11 protein-coding genes and 1 pseudogene are annotated in these 16,505 nt (G+C 62.9%); 6 read left to right on the top strand and 6 right to left on the bottom strand.

Annotation, left to right across the window (positions count from 1 at the left end):
* Positions 1-106: 106 nt before the first annotated feature.
* From O3669_RS04250 to valS, 6 genes and pseudogenes are all read right to left on the bottom strand, one after another.
* Positions 107-742: an iron chaperone gene (locus O3669_RS04250; protein WP_371523782.1), complete on the bottom strand. Its 636-nt coding sequence runs from the start codon at positions 740-742 to the stop codon at positions 107-109.
* Between the two features lie 163 nt (positions 743-905).
* Positions 906-3,232: pseudogene (locus O3669_RS04255) on the bottom strand (AAA family ATPase).
* A gap of 268 nt (positions 3,233-3,500) precedes the next feature.
* Positions 3,501-3,641, bottom strand: coding sequence for a hypothetical protein (locus O3669_RS04260; RefSeq protein WP_371523784.1), 141 nt, complete (start codon positions 3,639-3,641; stop codon positions 3,501-3,503).
* Positions 3,642-3,813: 172 nt separating this feature from the next.
* A complete protein-coding gene (locus tag O3669_RS04265) occupies positions 3,814-4,440 on the bottom strand; it encodes a hypothetical protein (RefSeq protein ID WP_371523785.1) in 627 nt (208 codons plus the stop codon).
* The gene (locus O3669_RS04270; RefSeq protein WP_371523786.1) at positions 4,433-5,803 is read right to left on the bottom strand and encodes an AAA family ATPase; all 1,371 of its coding nucleotides are present in this window, start codon (positions 5,801-5,803) and stop codon (positions 4,433-4,435) included. Before O3669_RS04270 ends, O3669_RS04265 begins: the two co-directional genes overlap by 8 nt.
* A 154-nt stretch (positions 5,804-5,957) precedes the next feature.
* The gene (valS, locus tag O3669_RS04275; RefSeq protein WP_371523787.1) at positions 5,958-8,672 is read right to left on the bottom strand and encodes a valine--tRNA ligase; all 2,715 of its coding nucleotides are present in this window, start codon (positions 8,670-8,672) and stop codon (positions 5,958-5,960) included.
* Between the two features lie 225 nt (positions 8,673-8,897).
* On the opposite strand from valS, the gene O3669_RS04280 reads away from it, so the two are divergent.
* The 6 genes from O3669_RS04280 to O3669_RS04305 all read left to right on the top strand — a co-directional run bounded on the left by O3669_RS04280 (position 8,898) and on the right by O3669_RS04305 (position 16,454).
* Complete coding sequence (locus tag O3669_RS04280; RefSeq protein ID WP_371523788.1) at positions 8,898-10,292, top strand: M20/M25/M40 family metallo-hydrolase; 1,395 nt, start codon at positions 8,898-8,900, stop codon at positions 10,290-10,292.
* 117 nt (positions 10,293-10,409) lie between these two features.
* A complete protein-coding gene (locus O3669_RS04285; RefSeq protein WP_371523789.1) occupies positions 10,410-11,996 on the top strand; it encodes an ABC transporter substrate-binding protein in 1,587 nt (528 codons plus the stop codon).
* Positions 11,997-12,947 carry an ABC transporter permease gene (locus tag O3669_RS04290; protein ID WP_371523790.1) on the top strand — a complete coding sequence of 317 codons (951 nt, stop codon included), beginning with the start codon at positions 11,997-11,999 and terminating at the stop codon, positions 12,945-12,947. It begins immediately after the preceding gene.
* Complete coding sequence (locus O3669_RS04295) at positions 12,947-13,801, top strand: ABC transporter permease (protein WP_371523791.1); 855 nt, start codon at positions 12,947-12,949, stop codon at positions 13,799-13,801. The genes O3669_RS04290 and O3669_RS04295 overlap by 1 nt, the downstream gene beginning before the upstream one ends.
* Positions 13,801-15,357 (top strand): ABC transporter ATP-binding protein, encoded by a 1,557-nt coding sequence (locus O3669_RS04300; RefSeq protein WP_371523792.1) that lies wholly within the window; start codon positions 13,801-13,803, stop codon positions 15,355-15,357. The genes O3669_RS04295 and O3669_RS04300 overlap by 1 nt, the downstream gene beginning before the upstream one ends.
* Entirely contained in the window at positions 15,354-16,454 is a 1,101-nt protein-coding gene (locus tag O3669_RS04305; protein ID WP_371523793.1) for a peptidase C39 family protein, read from the top strand. Before O3669_RS04300 ends, O3669_RS04305 begins: the two co-directional genes overlap by 4 nt.
* Positions 16,455-16,505: the final 51 nt, after the last annotated feature.

The raw sequence follows: 16,505 nt of genomic DNA on the forward strand, positions 1-16,505 counted from the left end.
CTGCTACTGCTCCTATCCTACGCTCCCGTAGGGTGGGGGAGAGGGGCTGTCTTAGGGGTGGCATCTTGTGTTCGCTGTGGCCGGGCGGAGCAAAGCTGCGTCGGTACTAGTCCAGGCCGAGCTCGGCTTTCACCTCGTCGAGCGTGTACACATCGTCGGGGTGCTCCTCGTAATCGTGAACAGTTTGCTTGATGAGAGCATCGAATTCTTCGAGAGTGTGCGCGCTTTCTGGATGCGCGAGGTAGTGCTCGAGCGCGGGCAGGACAGTGGTACGGAGCCATTCCTCGTCGTCCTCGGTGTACTCGCGAACGATAGGTGGCCGCGCGCCGGATGCGACGGCCTCGGCGGCTGCGAGTTCGTGCTCTTTGGGGCGCCAGAACGAGGTGACATCCTGCTTCTCGGCAAGTTGGTACTGGATGAAGGCGTCGAGGAGTTCGTAGTCGAAGGGTTTGTCCCAGGGCTGGCGGGCGAACATCTTTCCGAAGTCCGTGCCGCGCTCGCGTATGACAGGCTCGAAGCGGATTATGGTGGCTCGCTCGGGGGCCATCGCCATGTGCTTGGACGCGGCCGAGAACCCGATGATGTATGTCCCGTGGTGGGTGAACATCGGCTGGTTCCACGCGATGCGCAGCTCCAGTTCCGGGAAGTTGTGCGAGACCCAATCCAGTACCTCCATCATCTGCGCGCGATTGTCGTCGTTCGGGATGGTCGCGAGGTACTCGTCGAGCGTTGAAATAGCCATACCGTCACCCTAACAACGCCCATGCACATCTGCGGCATGCGTGGTGATGGAAACCTTGATACTCGGCGCTGTACCGCCACCTGATGAACGAAAGGGGGCCGCCCGTGGTGTTCCACGGGCGACCCCTGACGATCGGCAATCACTGACAACTTGAAAAAATGCTCTATGCTGTGATTCTCATCATCATCTTGTAATGATCAGATGCGTTATTTGAGGTAAAGATACCCTCAAAAGCAGCGAATAGTTGGTCAAGTGGAATGCTGCATATCGTGTGCAAATCCATGTCCAGAGCATCATGTGAGCTGTTGTTGCAGAATGCCATGAGGGCCCGTGTTGCAGGGTCAGGAGAGCGTCCAAGATCTGAAATAGAAGCTATGTTTCCAAGGTGGATAAAGTATGCTTCGATCACCCGTCTCATACTATTGCCGACAAACAGTGTCTCGTTTCGATCATGTTGCTGATCAGTTAGTGTGCTGTAGGACTTTCGAATTTGCTTCCATAGTTGACTGTATTCATTCTCTATAGAGGTGCGGTTACTTGGGCCGTCGATGGTGGACTTTGCGTGAGTAGTTGTTTGTGAAGAAGTAAGCGTACGTTTAATTTCGTAGAAGTTACATTGTTTAGCTTTAGATCCTTCAGTTGGGAGCTCATACGAAGCTTCGATATGAAAGCGCGTGCTGTGGGTGAGGATGATAAGTTGGTCGACATATTTGTGCTCTGCTGTCTTTCTGAGCTGTAGAATAGAACGAATTAAGTGTCGAACATACCCAGATGTGATGAAGCTACTAAGGCCATCCATTGCGTTGATTGGGTCGTCAATGACAACCGTATACTTAGTGTTGGTTGCGACGATTCTTTCGTCAAAGTGATAAAAGAAGTAAAGAAAGCATATGAGGTTGCGTTCCCCGTCGGAAAGTGTTGACACATTTGTTCGTCTCTTCTCTCCGTTTTCGTCTTTCCGAAGGAGGATGTATGCATCGCGTTTAGCATCAGTAGATTGCTGGTCGTCGATGAAGTCGTCCGTCGATGCTCCGAGCTCGAAGCTAGTCATCCCGATGCCAGACAATGCCAGATTAATGTTCTCAATGGCAGGATGGATATCCATACGGCTCTGCTCGGCTGCTTTAATGAGATCGTTTAGCTGCTTTCGTGTCTCGCCTTTCCCGTCAATCTGTTCTTCTAGTGATGTGATCCGTGCTGCCGTCCCCGTCTCTCCTCCGACAATCGAATCGAAAGCCTTGAAGGCCTCAAGGCATGTGTGGTGGGAAAAGATGCTCCAGAACTTATCTTGAAACTCTCTTTTGAGGTTGTCCTGATCGTTCACCTTTGCGTTGTGCTCACTGACGAGCGCGTTCAGTTGTTCGCCCAGCTGGTGAAGTGTGCTGTTGAAGCTATCGATGTCCCATTCTTCTGGCGCGTCGAAGCTCTGCGACTGTTTGTCCAGTTTCTTTTCGAGGAGTGTGTGTGATTTGGAGAGGGCCTTCTCTATTGCGTCAAGCTGCGCATTCCGTGAATATTCCGCGACGTCTTCGAGCGGATGATTGCCAATCTCGCTCTTGAAGTCGGATAGCTGCTGAAGTGATAACTCCAGAGTTGCTCGGCGTGACTCGAGTCGAGCGACGGCGTTGTCGTATGATCGATCCCAGAGCTTAGCGAGATTGTCGCTGAAGTCTTGCGGTGTCTGCTGCTGGCAGAAAGGGCAGCGATCACCGAGCGTGTCCTGATGGGTCTCCATGATGTGTTTACCCTCGCGGACCCAGTCAGAATGCTGTATCTGTGAAATGAGATCGGACAGTGGCGAATCTACCGCCGGTATCAGTGGCGTGCGGAGTAAGTCGGGAAGGTCCTTGAGGTCTTGCGGAATCTGTGGGATGGCGCGTACTCGTGAAGCTATTTCAAGGGTAGTGGTGAGAAGTCCCTTTTCTTGCGTGGCAAGTTCGTCGAGAGTTGCTGGGAGTGCGTCCTCAGGTGGTAGAGGGTTCTGTCGAATATCTATGACCTTGTCGCGCAGCTTCGTTCTACTTCTATTGTATCCATCCAGACATGATGAAAGCTGTTCAGGGACGATCTTTCTATTGCTCCAGATCGCGCTCAGTAGTTGTTCCTCGGCCTCGGATTGGTCATCCTCAGCACTTCCTTTTTTGATTTTAGAAGTTCAATCTCCTCGCTGAGCGTTTCTCGATCCTTCTTTTTGCTCTCTATATCCTTTTCGTTCGATATGCTCTGTTCTCCTAGGAAAAAAATTCCATTCTCAGCTTCTTGAAATGTCTTTTCTATGTATGTCGAGTTAAGGACGAGAATCTCTCTGTTTGAGGAGTCGCAGGTGCTGCGTGTGATCCTGGGGTCGTCAGGTCCCTTGCTCAATATTCGTGTAATGGATGTCTTGCCTGTGCCGTTTGGGCCAAAAATGAAGTTCACTTTCTTCAGGTTTTTCAGCGTCGTTCCTGGCGCGAAACATGGGGTTCCGCTGAGATCTACTTCTGTAATCATTGCTCCTCCTTGGGTTGTCGATTGACAGTTGTAGTCTAAGTGACGGTAGTGCAGCGATGCGCACGTTTGGCAGTTATCTAGACTTTACAAGTAGATATGCGGTAAGTCTCAGGTGAGTTGCCTGTTTTGCCGATACATTTGCTTGCATCACTAACTGAGGTTGATCTGCGCAAATGGCTTGTTTTCGGCGTTGGGAGAACGTAAAGCAAGGGGGCCGCCCGTGGTTTCCCGCGGGCGCCCCCCAGCAGCCTTACGATCAGCCCTTGCGCTAAGCAGGAGTCTCGCCCAGCTCGAAGGACTCGACGACGGCCTCGGTGGCATCAGCGTCGTCGGAGGCGGCCACGGTCCGGGCTCTGGCTGCGATGAGGAGCAAAGCGGCGGCGGCGCCAATACCTACGAGCAGACACAAGCCGTGCAACCCGCCCGAACTCGTCAGGTCAACATGAGTGAAGGCAAGGCTCGGATAAGTCGGGGCATTCCTTTGATCGGTTGTGTGGCAACACCCACCATCTGAAGGCCCAGCCGCTGTCCGCCACCTGTCCCGGGACGGTAATCTGCTAGTGCTTCGAAGCGAGCAAGATTCAGGAGAGCCATGGGCGGGCGCGGGAAACGGCGTCCTCGAGCGCCTTTTTCAAAGCGGCCCACGCCGTGAGGCGGGAAAGTGTCGAACCGTCGGCTGCGTCAAGTTCGGCAACGATTCGGGCTCTTTGAACCGAGAACACTCCAATGGGCAGAAGCCTGCCATCAGGATCGTCGCGACTGAGAAGGCGACGGAGAAGACTCTTGGGGTCGCGGTAGTCTTCAAGGGTTTTCTCGGATACTGCCTCTTCTCGCTGCAACCAGGCGCGGCAATCCTCATCACCGAATAGCGATGCCAGAGCCCAAGTCTCGGTCATTGTTACTGGTACTACGGGAACAATCGGCGTGATTGTGGCGTCTTGAACTGAATCCACGGCGTCCCTGATCTCCTTCAGGCGTGCCTCAATACCTGCATTATCCGCGTCGCGATGGACGAAGATCAGATCGTAGAGCTCCGCATCATTTGTGTGCAGTGCTAAGAGCTTCTCGCGAACTGAGCCCTTCAAGTCGAGGCGCGCGCTGACCGAAGCGGGCTCGGACGTCAACCGGGTGAGCAGGAGCTCCAACACGTTGGTTAGTGCCGCATCCGAAGAACCCTCGCACAAGAGGCAGCAGTACCATTCATTCATCTTCGTCGCCGATCGACTTGTCCGGGTTCTCAAGGAACGCCGCGATCTCGCCACGCGAGACGGGACGGGCTCCCGTTCTGTCCTCCGGTTTGGTCTTGGCCCTCCATGTGCCGGGGAGTGGGTGAAAACCGACGCTGCGCAGGATGCCTCCCTGGCCGTCGGGAATTGATTTTCCGACGGCACACAGGATGTCATCGTCTTTCGTGGCTTGGATGAAGTAGGGGGAATGGGTGTTGACAATGACTTGTCGGGCCGAGTGCTCCGTAGGATCGGAAATCCCCCGCAGGAGCCGGTACATATCGGCGATCTTGGATGGGTGGATACCATTCTCAGGCTCTTCCATGCACAGCATTCCGAAATAGTCGTGAGACACCTTCATCGCGGATAGGGCGAGGAAGCGAAGGGTGCCGTCAGAGAGCGACCGCGCGGGCAGCTCCGGCGTGGCCCCGATCTTGGCGCGCAGTTCGAGCGTGTCGCGGGCACGGTCCTGAACGACACGCAGATCTCGTATGTCCACAAGCGCTCCGATCGCGTCGCGAACGCGGTTCATGACGTTACTGCCGTCCCCCTCTTGGAGTTCCTGGCGGAACAACGAGGAGGGGATGTGGGCGCCTGTGGCGGAAATGGGTCGGGCCTCGACCACATCATCGGGGGCGCGCATCGCGCTCGGTTCCAGGGCGACGAATCGCCAGGAGCGCATCTCCGCCTGCGCGGCAAGGATAATCGGGTTCTCGGCCGACGCGGTCGCGGACAGCACTGTTCGTTGTGCGTTGTTCGCTGCGATCTTCCTGGGTCGGCCCCTGCTTCCATTCTGGATCTGGATGATTGTGTTGCCGTTCTCCTCGGTGGTGGATAGCGGGAAGAACTTGTGGGCTCCGTGTACGAACCTGTTCACGTAGGCTGCGGAATCCGGAAAGCGGAGATGATCTTTCGCTGAGGGAATTGGTGAAAGCTGCTCGTTGACCAGCCTCAATTGCAGGCCCGTTGAGAGGGGGTCTCCCCGGCGGACGGCGAGTCGGACCTCGTAGCGCACGAACGTGCGTTCGGGTTCGACTTGTTGACTGAACTCGTCGAGAACCGGGGAGGGGAGGATCATTTCCGCTGCTAAACGGAGGTTTTCATGGCCCTGGATCACTCGGGTAGAGAATAGGGAGGAGACGTCCGATCGCTGCTGGGGCGTGGGTCTGATGAGTGTGCAGGCTTCGAGGAAGTTGTGGTCACTCAGCAGGGACAGGAATTCGATCGCGTCGAAGAGGTTTGATTTCCCCACCGAGTTCGGCCCCGCGATACAGGTGAATGGGCCGAAGTCAACAGAGACATTCTCAAGGTTCTTGAATCCGGAGACTTCGAAACGGGTGAGCATGTCTTTACCTTCAATAGGTGACGCCAGAATCTATTTAAAACATATCACATTGTGCCCGGAACGTGACGGCTACGGCTCCGGAACAAGGCCGTGCCCCGGGCCCAGCGGCCCGGGGCACACACCCGCCAAAGAGCGCAGCCAGTGCTCTAAGGGTTCACCCCTTCTTGCGCTTGGCAGGAGCCTCGCCCAGCTCGAAGGACTCGACAACAGCCTCGGTGGCCTCAGCGTCGTCGGAGGCAGCCACGGTCAGGGCGCCCACAGCCTTCGATGCGGCCTCCAGGTCACCCTTCACGGACTCCAGAGCCTCCACCTGAGCCTGCGGGGCGCGCACCGTCACCGCCAGGAACGGCGTACGCGGCGACACCTTCGCCTCAGACTTCACGCGACGCAGCGCGATCAGAGCAGAGGACGCAGCCTCCAGCACCGAGGGATCACCCTCGACGCCAGCCAGATCGGAAGCAACCGGCCACGGAGCAGTGTGCACGCTTCCCTCGCGGTACCAGCTCCACACCTCTTCCGTCACGTATGGCAGGTAGGGGGCCAGCAGGCGCACGACGTTGTCGATGACGATTGCCAGAGCCGCACGGGCAGACGCGGCCGAAGCCTCGTCCCACGCGCCATCGCGGTTGTAGGCGCGCTCCTTGACCAGTTCCAGGTAGTCGTCGCAGAACGTCCAGAAGAACGACTCCGTGACCTCGAGCGCGCGAGAGTGCTCGTAGGACGCCAGGGCAGCCGAGGCCTCGTCAATGACGGAGGCCAGCGCCGCCAGCACCGAGCGATCCAGCGGCACCGTCACCAGCGACGGATCCAGATCGATCGCCGCGTCCTCGCCGCCCATCGTCAGGGCGAACTTGGAAGCGTTGAGCACCTTGATCGCCAGGCGGCGACCAATCTTCATCTGCTGCTCGTCGAACGCCGCATCCAGGCCCAGGCGAGCCGACGCCGCCCAGTAACGCACGGCGTCCGACCCGTACTTCTCCAGGATGCCCATGGGGGTCACGACGTTGCCCTTGGACTTGGACATCTTCTTGTGGTCCGAATCCAGGATCCAGCCCGACAGGCCCGCGTGCTTCCACGGCAGCGCGCCGAACTCCAGGTCCGCGCGCACCACGGTCGAGAACAGCCACGTACGAATGATGTCCTGGCCCTGCGGGCGCAGATCCATCGGGTACGTGCGAGCGAACAGGTCCTCGTCATCCAGCCAGCCACACGCCAGCTGCGGGGACAGTGAGGACGTCGCCCACGTGTCCATGATGTCCAGCTCGCCCACGAAGCCGCCGGCCACGCCGCGCTGATCATCCGTGTAGCCCTCCGGCACGTCCGTCGACGGATCAACCGGCAGAGCGGCCTCAGAGGGGGTGATGATGTCGTCGTAATTGACCTGGCCGTCCGCGTCCACGCGGTACCACAGCGGGAACGGCACGCCGAAGAAGCGCTGACGGGACACCAGCCAGTCGCCCTTCAGGCCCTTCACCCAGTTCTCGTAGCGCACGCGCATGAAGTCGGGGTGGAACTCCAGCTCGCGGCCGCGCCCAATGAGCTCCTCATTCAGATCCGCTCCCGAGGCCGGGTTCGTCCACGCGCGGCCACCGTTACGGATGTACCACTGGCGCGAGGTGACGATCTCGAGGGGCTTGTCGCCCTTCTCGAAGAAGTTGGTCTGACGCATCGTCTTGGTCGGTTCGCCCTTCAGCTCGCCCGATTCGCGCAGGGCAGCTACCACGGCCTCGCGCGCGGAGAACGTCGTCTTACCGGTGATCTCGGCGAAAGCCGCGCGGCCCGCGTCCGTCGTGATCCACTCGGGGGTCTCGGTGATGATGCGGCCGTCCTTGCGCAGGATCGCGCGCAGCGGCAGCTCCAGGTCACGCCACCAGTCGATGTCGGTCGTGTCGCCGAAGGTACAGCACATGGCGATGCCCGCGCCCTTGTCCATCTCGGCGTCCGGGTGGGCCAGGATCGGCACCTCGACGCCGTACACGGGGGAGGCGACCGTCGTGCCGAACAGCGGCTTGTAGCGCTCGTCGTCCGGGTGGGCGATCAGGGCCACGCAGGCGGCCAGCAGCTCGGGGCGCGTCGTTTCGATGCACACGTCCACGCCGTCCTCGACGGGCGCGCCGGCGGCAGCAGCCTTCGCGGCGGCCTCCGCGTCGGTGATGTGGAAGGCCAGGCGGTGGTAGAAGCCCGGGTACTCGCGGCTCTCCAGCTCAGCCTGGGCGACCGCCGTCTGGAAGGTGACGTCCCACAGGCCCGGGGCCTCGGCCTGGTAGGCCTCGCCGCGCGCCAGGTTGCGCAGGAACGCGGCCTGGGCGACCTTGCGCGCACGCGCGCCGATCGTCTGGTAGTTCTGCTTCCAGTCCACGCTCAGGCCCAGGTAGCGCCACAGCGCCTCAAACTGAGCCTCGTCCTCGACGGTGAGGCGCTCGCACAGCTCCACGAAGTTCTTACGGGAAATCGGCTTCTGGTCGCGAGCCTTGATCGACTTGCCGTCGCCGCCCACGTGTGGGGGCTCAAAATCGGGGTCGTAGGGCAGTGTCGCATCCACGCGCACGCCGAAGTAGTTCTGCACGCGGCGCTCGGTGGGCAGGCCGTTGTCGTCCCACCCCATCGGGTAGAACACGGACTTGCCGATCATGCGCTGGTAGCGGGCCACGACGTCGGTGTGCGTGTAGGAGAAAACATGGCCGATGTGCAGGGAGCCGGATACCGTCGGCGGGGGAGTGTCGATCGAGTACACCTGCTCGCGCGTCGCGCTGCGGTCAAAAGCGTAGGTGCCCTGGCTTTCCCAGGCCTCACCCCACTTGGCTTCGAGGCCTTCGGGGGCGGCGCGGTCGGGCACGCGAGGCGCCTGCGCACGGGTGTTCATGGCCATAATTGAGTTGTCTCCATCCGAGTCGTGGACTGTTTGCCTCACTAGCGTACTTTTGTGCAGGTGCGCCGGTCCAATGCAGCGCCGAGCCACAGGGCGCGGGTTGCTCACACGAGCCCGTTACAAGTGCTCCCTGTGCGTCCTCCCCGGGACACTGGTCGCACTCGAGGATACCGTGGGTGCCACACAGGGGAGCCGGGCCGAGGCCCCCGCGCGGAAGGGGAGAACATGAGCGCGCAATCGTTGGGCGAGCAGACCGTCGACCTGTTGGGGCGCCTGGTGCGCCTGGGCTGCGTCAACGACCTGACCGCCGACTCGGGCGGGGAGGAGCGCGCCGCCGTTCTGCTGGAGGAGTTCTTCGCGGGCCTGCCCGTGTCAATCGAACGTATCACTCCGCATCCCGGCCGTACCACGTTGGTCGTGACGGTGGAGGGCACCCGGGGCGCGGATCGCATCCAGGGACGAGGCCGTGGCTCGGATCAGGGCCGCGGCTCGGGCGCGCTCACCCTCATCGGGCACACCGACGTGGTCCCCGTCGACGAGGAACGCTGGACGCACCCGCCCTTTGGGGCCGACATCGACGGAGGCGTCATGTGGGGGCGCGGCACGGTCGACATGCTCCACCTGACCGCCGCGATGGCCGTCGTCACCCGCGAGGTCGCGCGCCGCGCCCAGAAAGGTGAGCCTCCAGCCCGTTCCCTGGTGTTCGTGGCCGCTGCTGACGAGGAAGCGCGAGGAGGACTGGGCGTCCCGTGGATCGGCGAGCACAGGCCGGACGCCCTCCCGTGGGAGGCGGCCCTGTCCGAAATGGGCGGCTCGCGCATCGTGGGAGCCAGGGGAGGGGAGAGCATCGTCATCGTCGTCGGCGAAAAGGGAGCCGCCCAGCGCCGCCTCCACATTCGGGGCGACGCCGGCCACGGCTCGGTTCCACTGGGCCGCACGAGCGCCGTCGAGCGGCTCTCTCAGGTGAGCGCGGCGCTGTCCGCCGCCCGCTGGCCCACCGCCACGGACGAGGTCTGGGCTGGGTTTGTGCGTGCCTTCGAGTTTGAGGAAGCGACCGAGACGAGTCTCATCAACGGAACCTACGAGGGCGACTACTCCGAGTTCGGGGACCTGGCCGCCTACGCCCACGCCGTCTCCCACGTGACCGTCGCCCAGACGGTCGCCCGCTCCGGCGGGCCCATCAACGTCATGCCCTCCCACGCCACCCTCGAGCTGGACATCCGCACCTTGCCGGGCGTCGACGATGACGACGTGGACGCCGCCATTGTGGCGGCCCTCGACGACCTCGCCGAGCACGTGACCATCGAGCGCCTCCTGAGCGAACCCGCCACGGCCTCGCCGATCGACACCGACCTGTACCGGGTGATCGAGGCGGCCCTCGCCAGGCGATACCCGGGCGTGCGCGTCGTCCCCGTCCTCATGCCCGGAGGGACCGACCTGCGCGTGGCCCGAAGGCACGGCGGCATCGGATACGGATTCGGCGCCTACGACTCCGGCGCGAGCCTCGGGCACGTCTACGCCCAGCTCCACGCCCACGACGAACACATTGCGCTCGCGGACGTGCGCGCGACCGCCGAGGTGCTGCACGACATCGTCACGCAGTACCTGACACATAGATGACAAGTAATCAACCACTGTTACAAATGATCGCCTGACGAGGATCTTTCTCCCAAGACTTCTCCGGTGCATACGGTAGGTGTCGGCACTCCCGCCGCTACTAGACACAAGGAGACACCGATGCACATCGCACGCATCCCACGAACAGCAGCCACCCTCGCCTCCGTCGCTGCCATGATGTGTGCGACCCTTGCGGCCTGCGCGCCGTCGGGAGGAGCAGCCCAGTCGGCCTCCCGCGAGGGAACCATCGCGGTCGGCCTGCCGGGCTCCCTGTCCACCCTGGACACCGCCCACGAAACCGGCATCATCAACTACTACGTCGCGCAGGTCGTCTCCGAAGGCCTCCTCGCCGTGGATAAGAATGGCCAGCTGATCCCCGCGATTGCCTCCTCGTACCACACGGACGACGCCCAGACCTGGGTTTTCGACATCAGACCCGACGCCCTCTTCCAGGACGGGAACCCCGTCACCATCGACGACGTCCTCTTCTCGATCGACATCGCCAAGGACCCCGACAAGTCCCCGTCCTCCGCGGTCTATTGGCCCGCCGGCGTCCAGGCCGAGCAAAGCGGCGACAACCAGATCACGATCACCCTGCCCGCTCCCGCGGTTAACTTCGGGTGGACGGTCACCGCGAACGGCGGTTTGTGGATCACCGAACAGTCCTTCTACGAGGCGGCCGCCTCCTACGGGTCCTCGACCGACCTCATCATGGGCACAGGCCCCTACAAGGCCGTGTCCTTCCAGCCAGACTCCAAGGCCGTGTTCACAAAGAGCGGCACCTGGTGGGGCGGAGACACCCCCGCCCAGACCATCGAATTCGACTTCTTCTCGGATGAGAACGCGCGCTTCCTCGCGCAAAAGAACGGAACGATCGACATCGCCACCCAGCTGCCGATCGACCAGGTCTCGCAGTTCCAAGGGATCAACGGCGTCAGCGTCCTGACCGAATCCGACCGCTCCTACGTGGGCCTCACCTTCGACCAGAACGTCGAGCCCTTCGATGACATCCACGTGCGCAAGGCCATCGCCCACGCCGTTGACCGTGACACCATCGTCTCCTCGATCCTCAAGGGACAAGCGACGGTAGCGACGGGCATCGAGCCGCCCGATCAGTTGGGCAGCGAGATCGGCGAGCAGGCTGCCACGGACGCGCAAGCGGGCCTGCCCATCGACTCCTTCGACCTGGACGCCGCGCGCGCCGAACTCGCCCAGTCCAAGGTCCCCGACGGTTTCGACGCCGAGCTGACCTACCCCTCGTCGATTCCAGACCTGGGATCCGCCGCCCTCGCGATCGCCGACAACCTCAAGCAGATCGGCATCAACCTGACCGTTACCTCCAAGCCCATCGAAGAGTGGATCTCCGAGGTCGGCAGCGGCACCTACGGCCTGTCCTACATGAGCTACACCTCCACGACCGGCGACCCGGGCGAGGTGGCCGGGTGGCTGCTTGGCCCCGACAATCCCGCACGATACGAGAACGCACAGGTCCAGGGACTGATCGCCTCTCAGGCCACCCAGACCGACCCGAGCAAGCGCGTCACCGACATCGTCGAGGCAGAGCGCATTGCTCAAGAGACCACGATCTACTCGCCGATCTGGTGGGGCAAGACGTCGACGGCCTTCGCCTCGCGCGTCACCCCGACGGAGTACACGCCCTACTTCTTCATGACCCCGTGGGCCTCCTCCCTGGAACTGGCCAAGTAAATGCTGCGCTACATCCTCCGCCGCCTCGCCGGCGCGGCAGTGGTGCTCACCCTCCTGTCCTTCCTCGTCTTCTCTCTCCTGTACCTGGTACCCGGAGACCCCGTGAAGATCCTGGTGGGCACGAGGCGACTGACCCCCGAGGTTCGCCAGGCCGTGACCGCGCGTTACGGCCTGGACGAGCCCCTCGTCGTGCGCTACTGGCACTGGCTGACCCGCGCCCTCACCGGCGACTTCGGGGACTCGGTACGCTCCGCAACGCCCGTGACCGACGTGCTCGCCTCGCGCGTGTCACTGACCGCCTGGCTCACCATCGGCGCATTCATCCTCGCCGTCGCCGTCGGCATCCCCCTGGGGATCGCTGCGGCACGGCGCCGGGGATCCTGGGTTGATCGCACGATCGTCGGCTGGTCGGTTGTGGGCGTGTCCGCACCCGGCTTCGCCCTCGGCCTTGTCCTGCTGTACGTCTTCGGGCTCATGCTCGGATGGTTTCCCGTTTTCGGTGAAGGAACAGGCGTCGTTGATACCCTGTGGCACCTCGCCCTGCCCGCGATCGCGCTCGCGACCGGAATCGGCGCGATGCTCGTACGCATCACCCGCGCGGCCGTCGGGGCCGAACTCGCCCAGGACTACGTGACCTTCGCGCGCTCGCGGGGAGTGCCCAGCAGGCGCATCACGGCCATGTACGTGCGGGGAGCGGCGCTGCCGATCATCACCTCCGCTGGCCTGATCCTGGGGACGCTCTTTGGGTCCACGGTGCTCGTTGAGGAGGCGTTTTCCCTGCCCGGCCTCGGACAGCTCCTCGCCGACTCCATCACCTACAAGGACGTGCCCGTCGTGCAGGCGATCGCGCTGCTGGTTGCGTTCGTCATCATCGTCGTGACGCTGATCGTCGATGTCGTCGCCTTTGCTGTCGATCCGCGTCAGACGGTCGGCGAGGGGAGGGGAGCCTGATGGCGCTGTCGCTTTCTCCGCGCGCCCTGGGACGAGGCATTGGTTCCTCCGCACGCAAGATCCCCGGCTCGGTGGTCCTGTCCGTGGTCGTTCTGGTCGCTGTCGCGATCTGCGTGATCGTCCCGTCGGTGCTGGTTCCCGGCGCGCTGGACCAGAACCTGGCCCTCGGTGTGAGCCCGGCGGGTACCCCCGGGCATCTGCTGGGCACCGACAAGGTGGGGCGTGATGTTCTTGCCCTGACGGTTGCCGGTGCGCGCTCCGCGATTGTGGGGCCGATTGTCATCGCCGTGGGCTCGATGGTGGCCGGTCTGTTTTTCGGAATGAGCGCGGCGTGGCGCGGCGGGCTGTGGGATGCCTGCGTGTCTCGCTCCTGCGAGGTTCTCCTCTCACTTCCCGTCACGCTCCTCGCGATCGTCGTCGCGGGCGTGATCGGTGGCAGCTATTGGGTGACGGTCGGCGTGCTGATCGTGCTGTTTGCTCCCTCGGACGTGCGTATGATCCGCTCGGCCACGCTCGCGCAAAAGCCTCAGCCGTATATCGAGGCCACGCGCGTCCTGGGCCTGTCCGGTCCTCGTATCCTCGCCGTGCATATCCTGCCGAACATTACGCCGATCGTGTGGGCGAACCTCTTTGTCAACATCGCATTCGCGCTCGTGTCCATGTCCGGCCTGTCCTACTTGGGCCTCGGCGTCGGTGCGCAGGATGCCGACTGGGGGCGCCAGCTCGCGGATGGACGAGCCCTCCTCGCCCACAATCCCGCCGCGTCAGTGGCCGCCGGACTCGCCATCATTGTGACGGCCACAGCGATCAACATTGCGGGTGACTGGTTTGCCGAGCGCAAGGAACGTGACTGATGAGTACCACGACGATACGTGAAAGCGGCGACGGCCTCGTGGCTTCACACGTGAGTGTCACCGACCGCAGTGGACGAGTGATCGTCGACGACGTAAGCGTGAACGCCCGCTCGGGGCGCACCCTCGTCATTGTGGGCGAGTCCGGTGCGGGAAAGTCGATGCTCGCGCGGACTCTCTGCGCGCTGACCCCCTCTGCGCTCGTTGCTAGTGGAACGGTGTCGCTGGGAGGGCAAGACTACGATCTGGCGGCGGACCAGGGGCGTTTGAAGAAACAGCGCGGTGGTGGAATCGTCTGGCTCCCGCAGGATCCCTTCACGTCGCTGGCGCCGACGCTGCCGTGCGGAGTACAAATCACGGCCGCGCGCACCGGCAGGCGCTCCGAACGCTCACAGCGTGCACGCGCGCTTCTGGCGGACGTCGGACTCGACGCCCGGGTTGCTCGCTCGTACCCCCACGAACTGTCGGGCGGAATGCGCCAGCGCGTCGCCATCGCGGCGGCGCTCGATTCTGAGCCGCGCGTCCTCATCGCTGACGAACCGACGACGGCCCTGGACGTCACGACGCAGCGCGACATCCTGACGCTGCTGACACGCCTGCGTGACGAGCACGCCATGACGCTCGTGCTGGTCACCCACGACCTGGCGCTCGCGCGTCAGTTCGGCGACGACGTCATCGTCATGAAAGACGGCCAGATCGTCGAAGAAGGACCGGTCAATGCGGTCCTCACCTCGCCGGTACACGACTATACGAAACGCCTGGCGGACGCCGAACCACGGCTCGACGGACCCAACCCGCGCGAAGGCAAGTCCATACCCGACGGCGGGGAGACGATCGTCGAGGTTCGCGACCTGACGAAGGTGTTCCGATCACGCAAGGAATCGCACGTCGCCCTCATGGACGTGTCCCTGGACATCGCGCAGGGAGAATCCATCGGCATCGTCGGAGAATCAGGGTCGGGCAAGACGACGCTCGCGCGCATCATTGTCGGGCTGGAACACGCCGACTCTGGAACAGTCCACGTCAGCGCGCACGCCGGGGGAGGACCGACCGTCGGAATCGTGTTCCAGAACCCGTATTCTGCGCTCAACCCCGCGCGAACCATCGGACAGGCACTCGCCGAGGCAGCGTCCGTCGCGGGTCGCCCGGCCAGCGACGTGGCGGAGCTGCTGGCAGCGGTTGAGCTCCCGGCCGAGTACGCGAAGCATCGCCCCTCCCGCCTCTCTGGTGGCGAGCGCCAACGCGTGGCGATTGCGCGTGCGCTGGCGACGCGGCCGCGCGTGCTCATCGCCGATGAGGCCGTGTCTGCTCTTGACGTGTCCGTCCAGGCTTCCATCCTGGACCTGTTGACGCGCCTGCAGGCCGAGCAAGGATTCGCGCTCGTGTTCATCACCCACGACCTGGCGGTGGCACGCGCCATGTGCGACCGCCTCGTCATCATGAAGGGCGGTGTCGTCGTGGAGGAAGGCCCGACTGAAGAGATCCTGCACAATCCTTCCGAGGAGTACACGGTTGAGCTTTTGAGCGCCGTGCCCGGTCGAGACGCGGAATTCGCATGAGCACCACCCCGACACCAACCACGATCCGTCCCGGCAACAATGCGCGCGAGCATCTGACGGCTCTCGGCATCCCTGCCGCGCACGCCGCGCGGTGGGCGGCGATGGGTCCGGCGGTGTCCGCGACCCTGTGGACGTACGGCGGGCACGCTCTCCTGGAGGCCCACCGGACGGCCTCGGCCCACCGAACGATTGTGGATGCGTGTCTGCTGGACGGTGACGACGCCGGGGCACGTGCCATCGAGTCTGCTCGCTCGTGGGCGGTTCTCATCCAAGCCGTCCTCGATGCTGCTCCGGACGCCCCGCTCGCGAAGGCCGTGACGCGCGATGATGGCTCCGTCTTCGAGGAGGAGCTTCGCTCCCGAGGTTTTACTGCCGCAGGGGTGGTCGGCTCACCGCTGTCGATCGAAGAAGACCCCGACCACGGGCACGCCAGCGTGCACGGATGGGTGCGGTGGAACGCTCGTCCCCAGGAGATTCCCGCGTATGTGAGGCAGAAAACCGACTTCACGTGCGGCCCGGCAAGCGCGCTCATGGCCCTCGCGCACGCCAGCGGAGGTGCCCCTCATGAGGTCAGCCACTGCCTGCGAGACGAGATGGAGCTGTGGCGCGAGTCGACGTACTCCCTCGGGGTCGGGCCTTACGGCTTGGCGGCCGCGCTCGCAAGGCGCGGACAAAGCGTTGAGGTAGTCGTCACCCATGAGGGGCCAGTCGTCGGGCTGACGCGCGCGCACGCGGCGTCCCCCGCAGCCCGCCGCGCCATTCACCGCCAGCACGTGGACGAGGCCAGGGCACTCGGGGTTCGGGACCACATCGGCGACTGGGGTCTCTCGGAGCTGCGCGCCGCCCTCGAACAGGGAAACGGCGTCATTGTGCTCGTCGACCTGGAGGATCTCAACGGTGAACAAACTCCCCACTGGGTCTACGTGTGGGGGATCATGGGCGAGCACGCGCTCATCCACGATCCATGGAACGACGAGCAATTCGGCGAGACCTGGGTCGAAACGTGGTTGGAGGCAATCACTCTCGAGCAGCTCTGGGAATCGGCCCAATGGGTGGAAGAAGAACGCGCGAGAGCATGCATCATCGTGTCCCTGTGATCGTCGCGCTCGCGGGCGCATAACGAGGCCGGGGCCAGGTCACCTCAGCAG

It is taken from the genome of Pauljensenia sp. 20925_1_34, assembly GCF_041432775.1.
Lineage (GTDB): Bacteria > Actinomycetota > Actinomycetes > Actinomycetales > Actinomycetaceae > Pauljensenia.

Excerpts from the sequence above, each read along its gene's own strand:
- O3669_RS04265 (WP_371523785.1), bottom strand. The coding sequence starts at position 4,440 with ATGAATGAATGGTACTGCTGCCTCTTGTGCGAGGGTTCTTCGGATGCG.
- O3669_RS04285 (WP_371523789.1), top strand. The coding sequence starts at position 10,410 with ATGCACATCGCACGCATCCCACGAACAGCAGCCACCCTCGCCTCCGTC.
- O3669_RS04290 (WP_371523790.1), top strand. The coding sequence starts at position 11,997 with ATGCTGCGCTACATCCTCCGCCGCCTCGCCGGCGCGGCAGTGGTGCTC.
- O3669_RS04280 (WP_371523788.1), top strand. The coding sequence starts at position 8,898 with ATGAGCGCGCAATCGTTGGGCGAGCAGACCGTCGACCTGTTGGGGCGC.
- O3669_RS04250 (WP_371523782.1), bottom strand. The coding sequence starts at position 742 with ATGGCTATTTCAACGCTCGACGAGTACCTCGCGACCATCCCGAACGAC.
- O3669_RS04295 (WP_371523791.1), top strand. The coding sequence starts at position 12,947 with ATGGCGCTGTCGCTTTCTCCGCGCGCCCTGGGACGAGGCATTGGTTCC.
- O3669_RS04305 (WP_371523793.1), top strand. The coding sequence starts at position 15,354 with ATGAGCACCACCCCGACACCAACCACGATCCGTCCCGGCAACAATGCG.
- valS (WP_371523787.1), bottom strand. The coding sequence starts at position 8,672 with ATGGCCATGAACACCCGTGCGCAGGCGCCTCGCGTGCCCGACCGCGCC.
- O3669_RS04300 (WP_371523792.1), top strand. The coding sequence starts at position 13,801 with ATGAGTACCACGACGATACGTGAAAGCGGCGACGGCCTCGTGGCTTCA.
- O3669_RS04270 (WP_371523786.1), bottom strand. The coding sequence starts at position 5,803 with ATGCTCACCCGTTTCGAAGTCTCCGGATTCAAGAACCTTGAGAATGTC.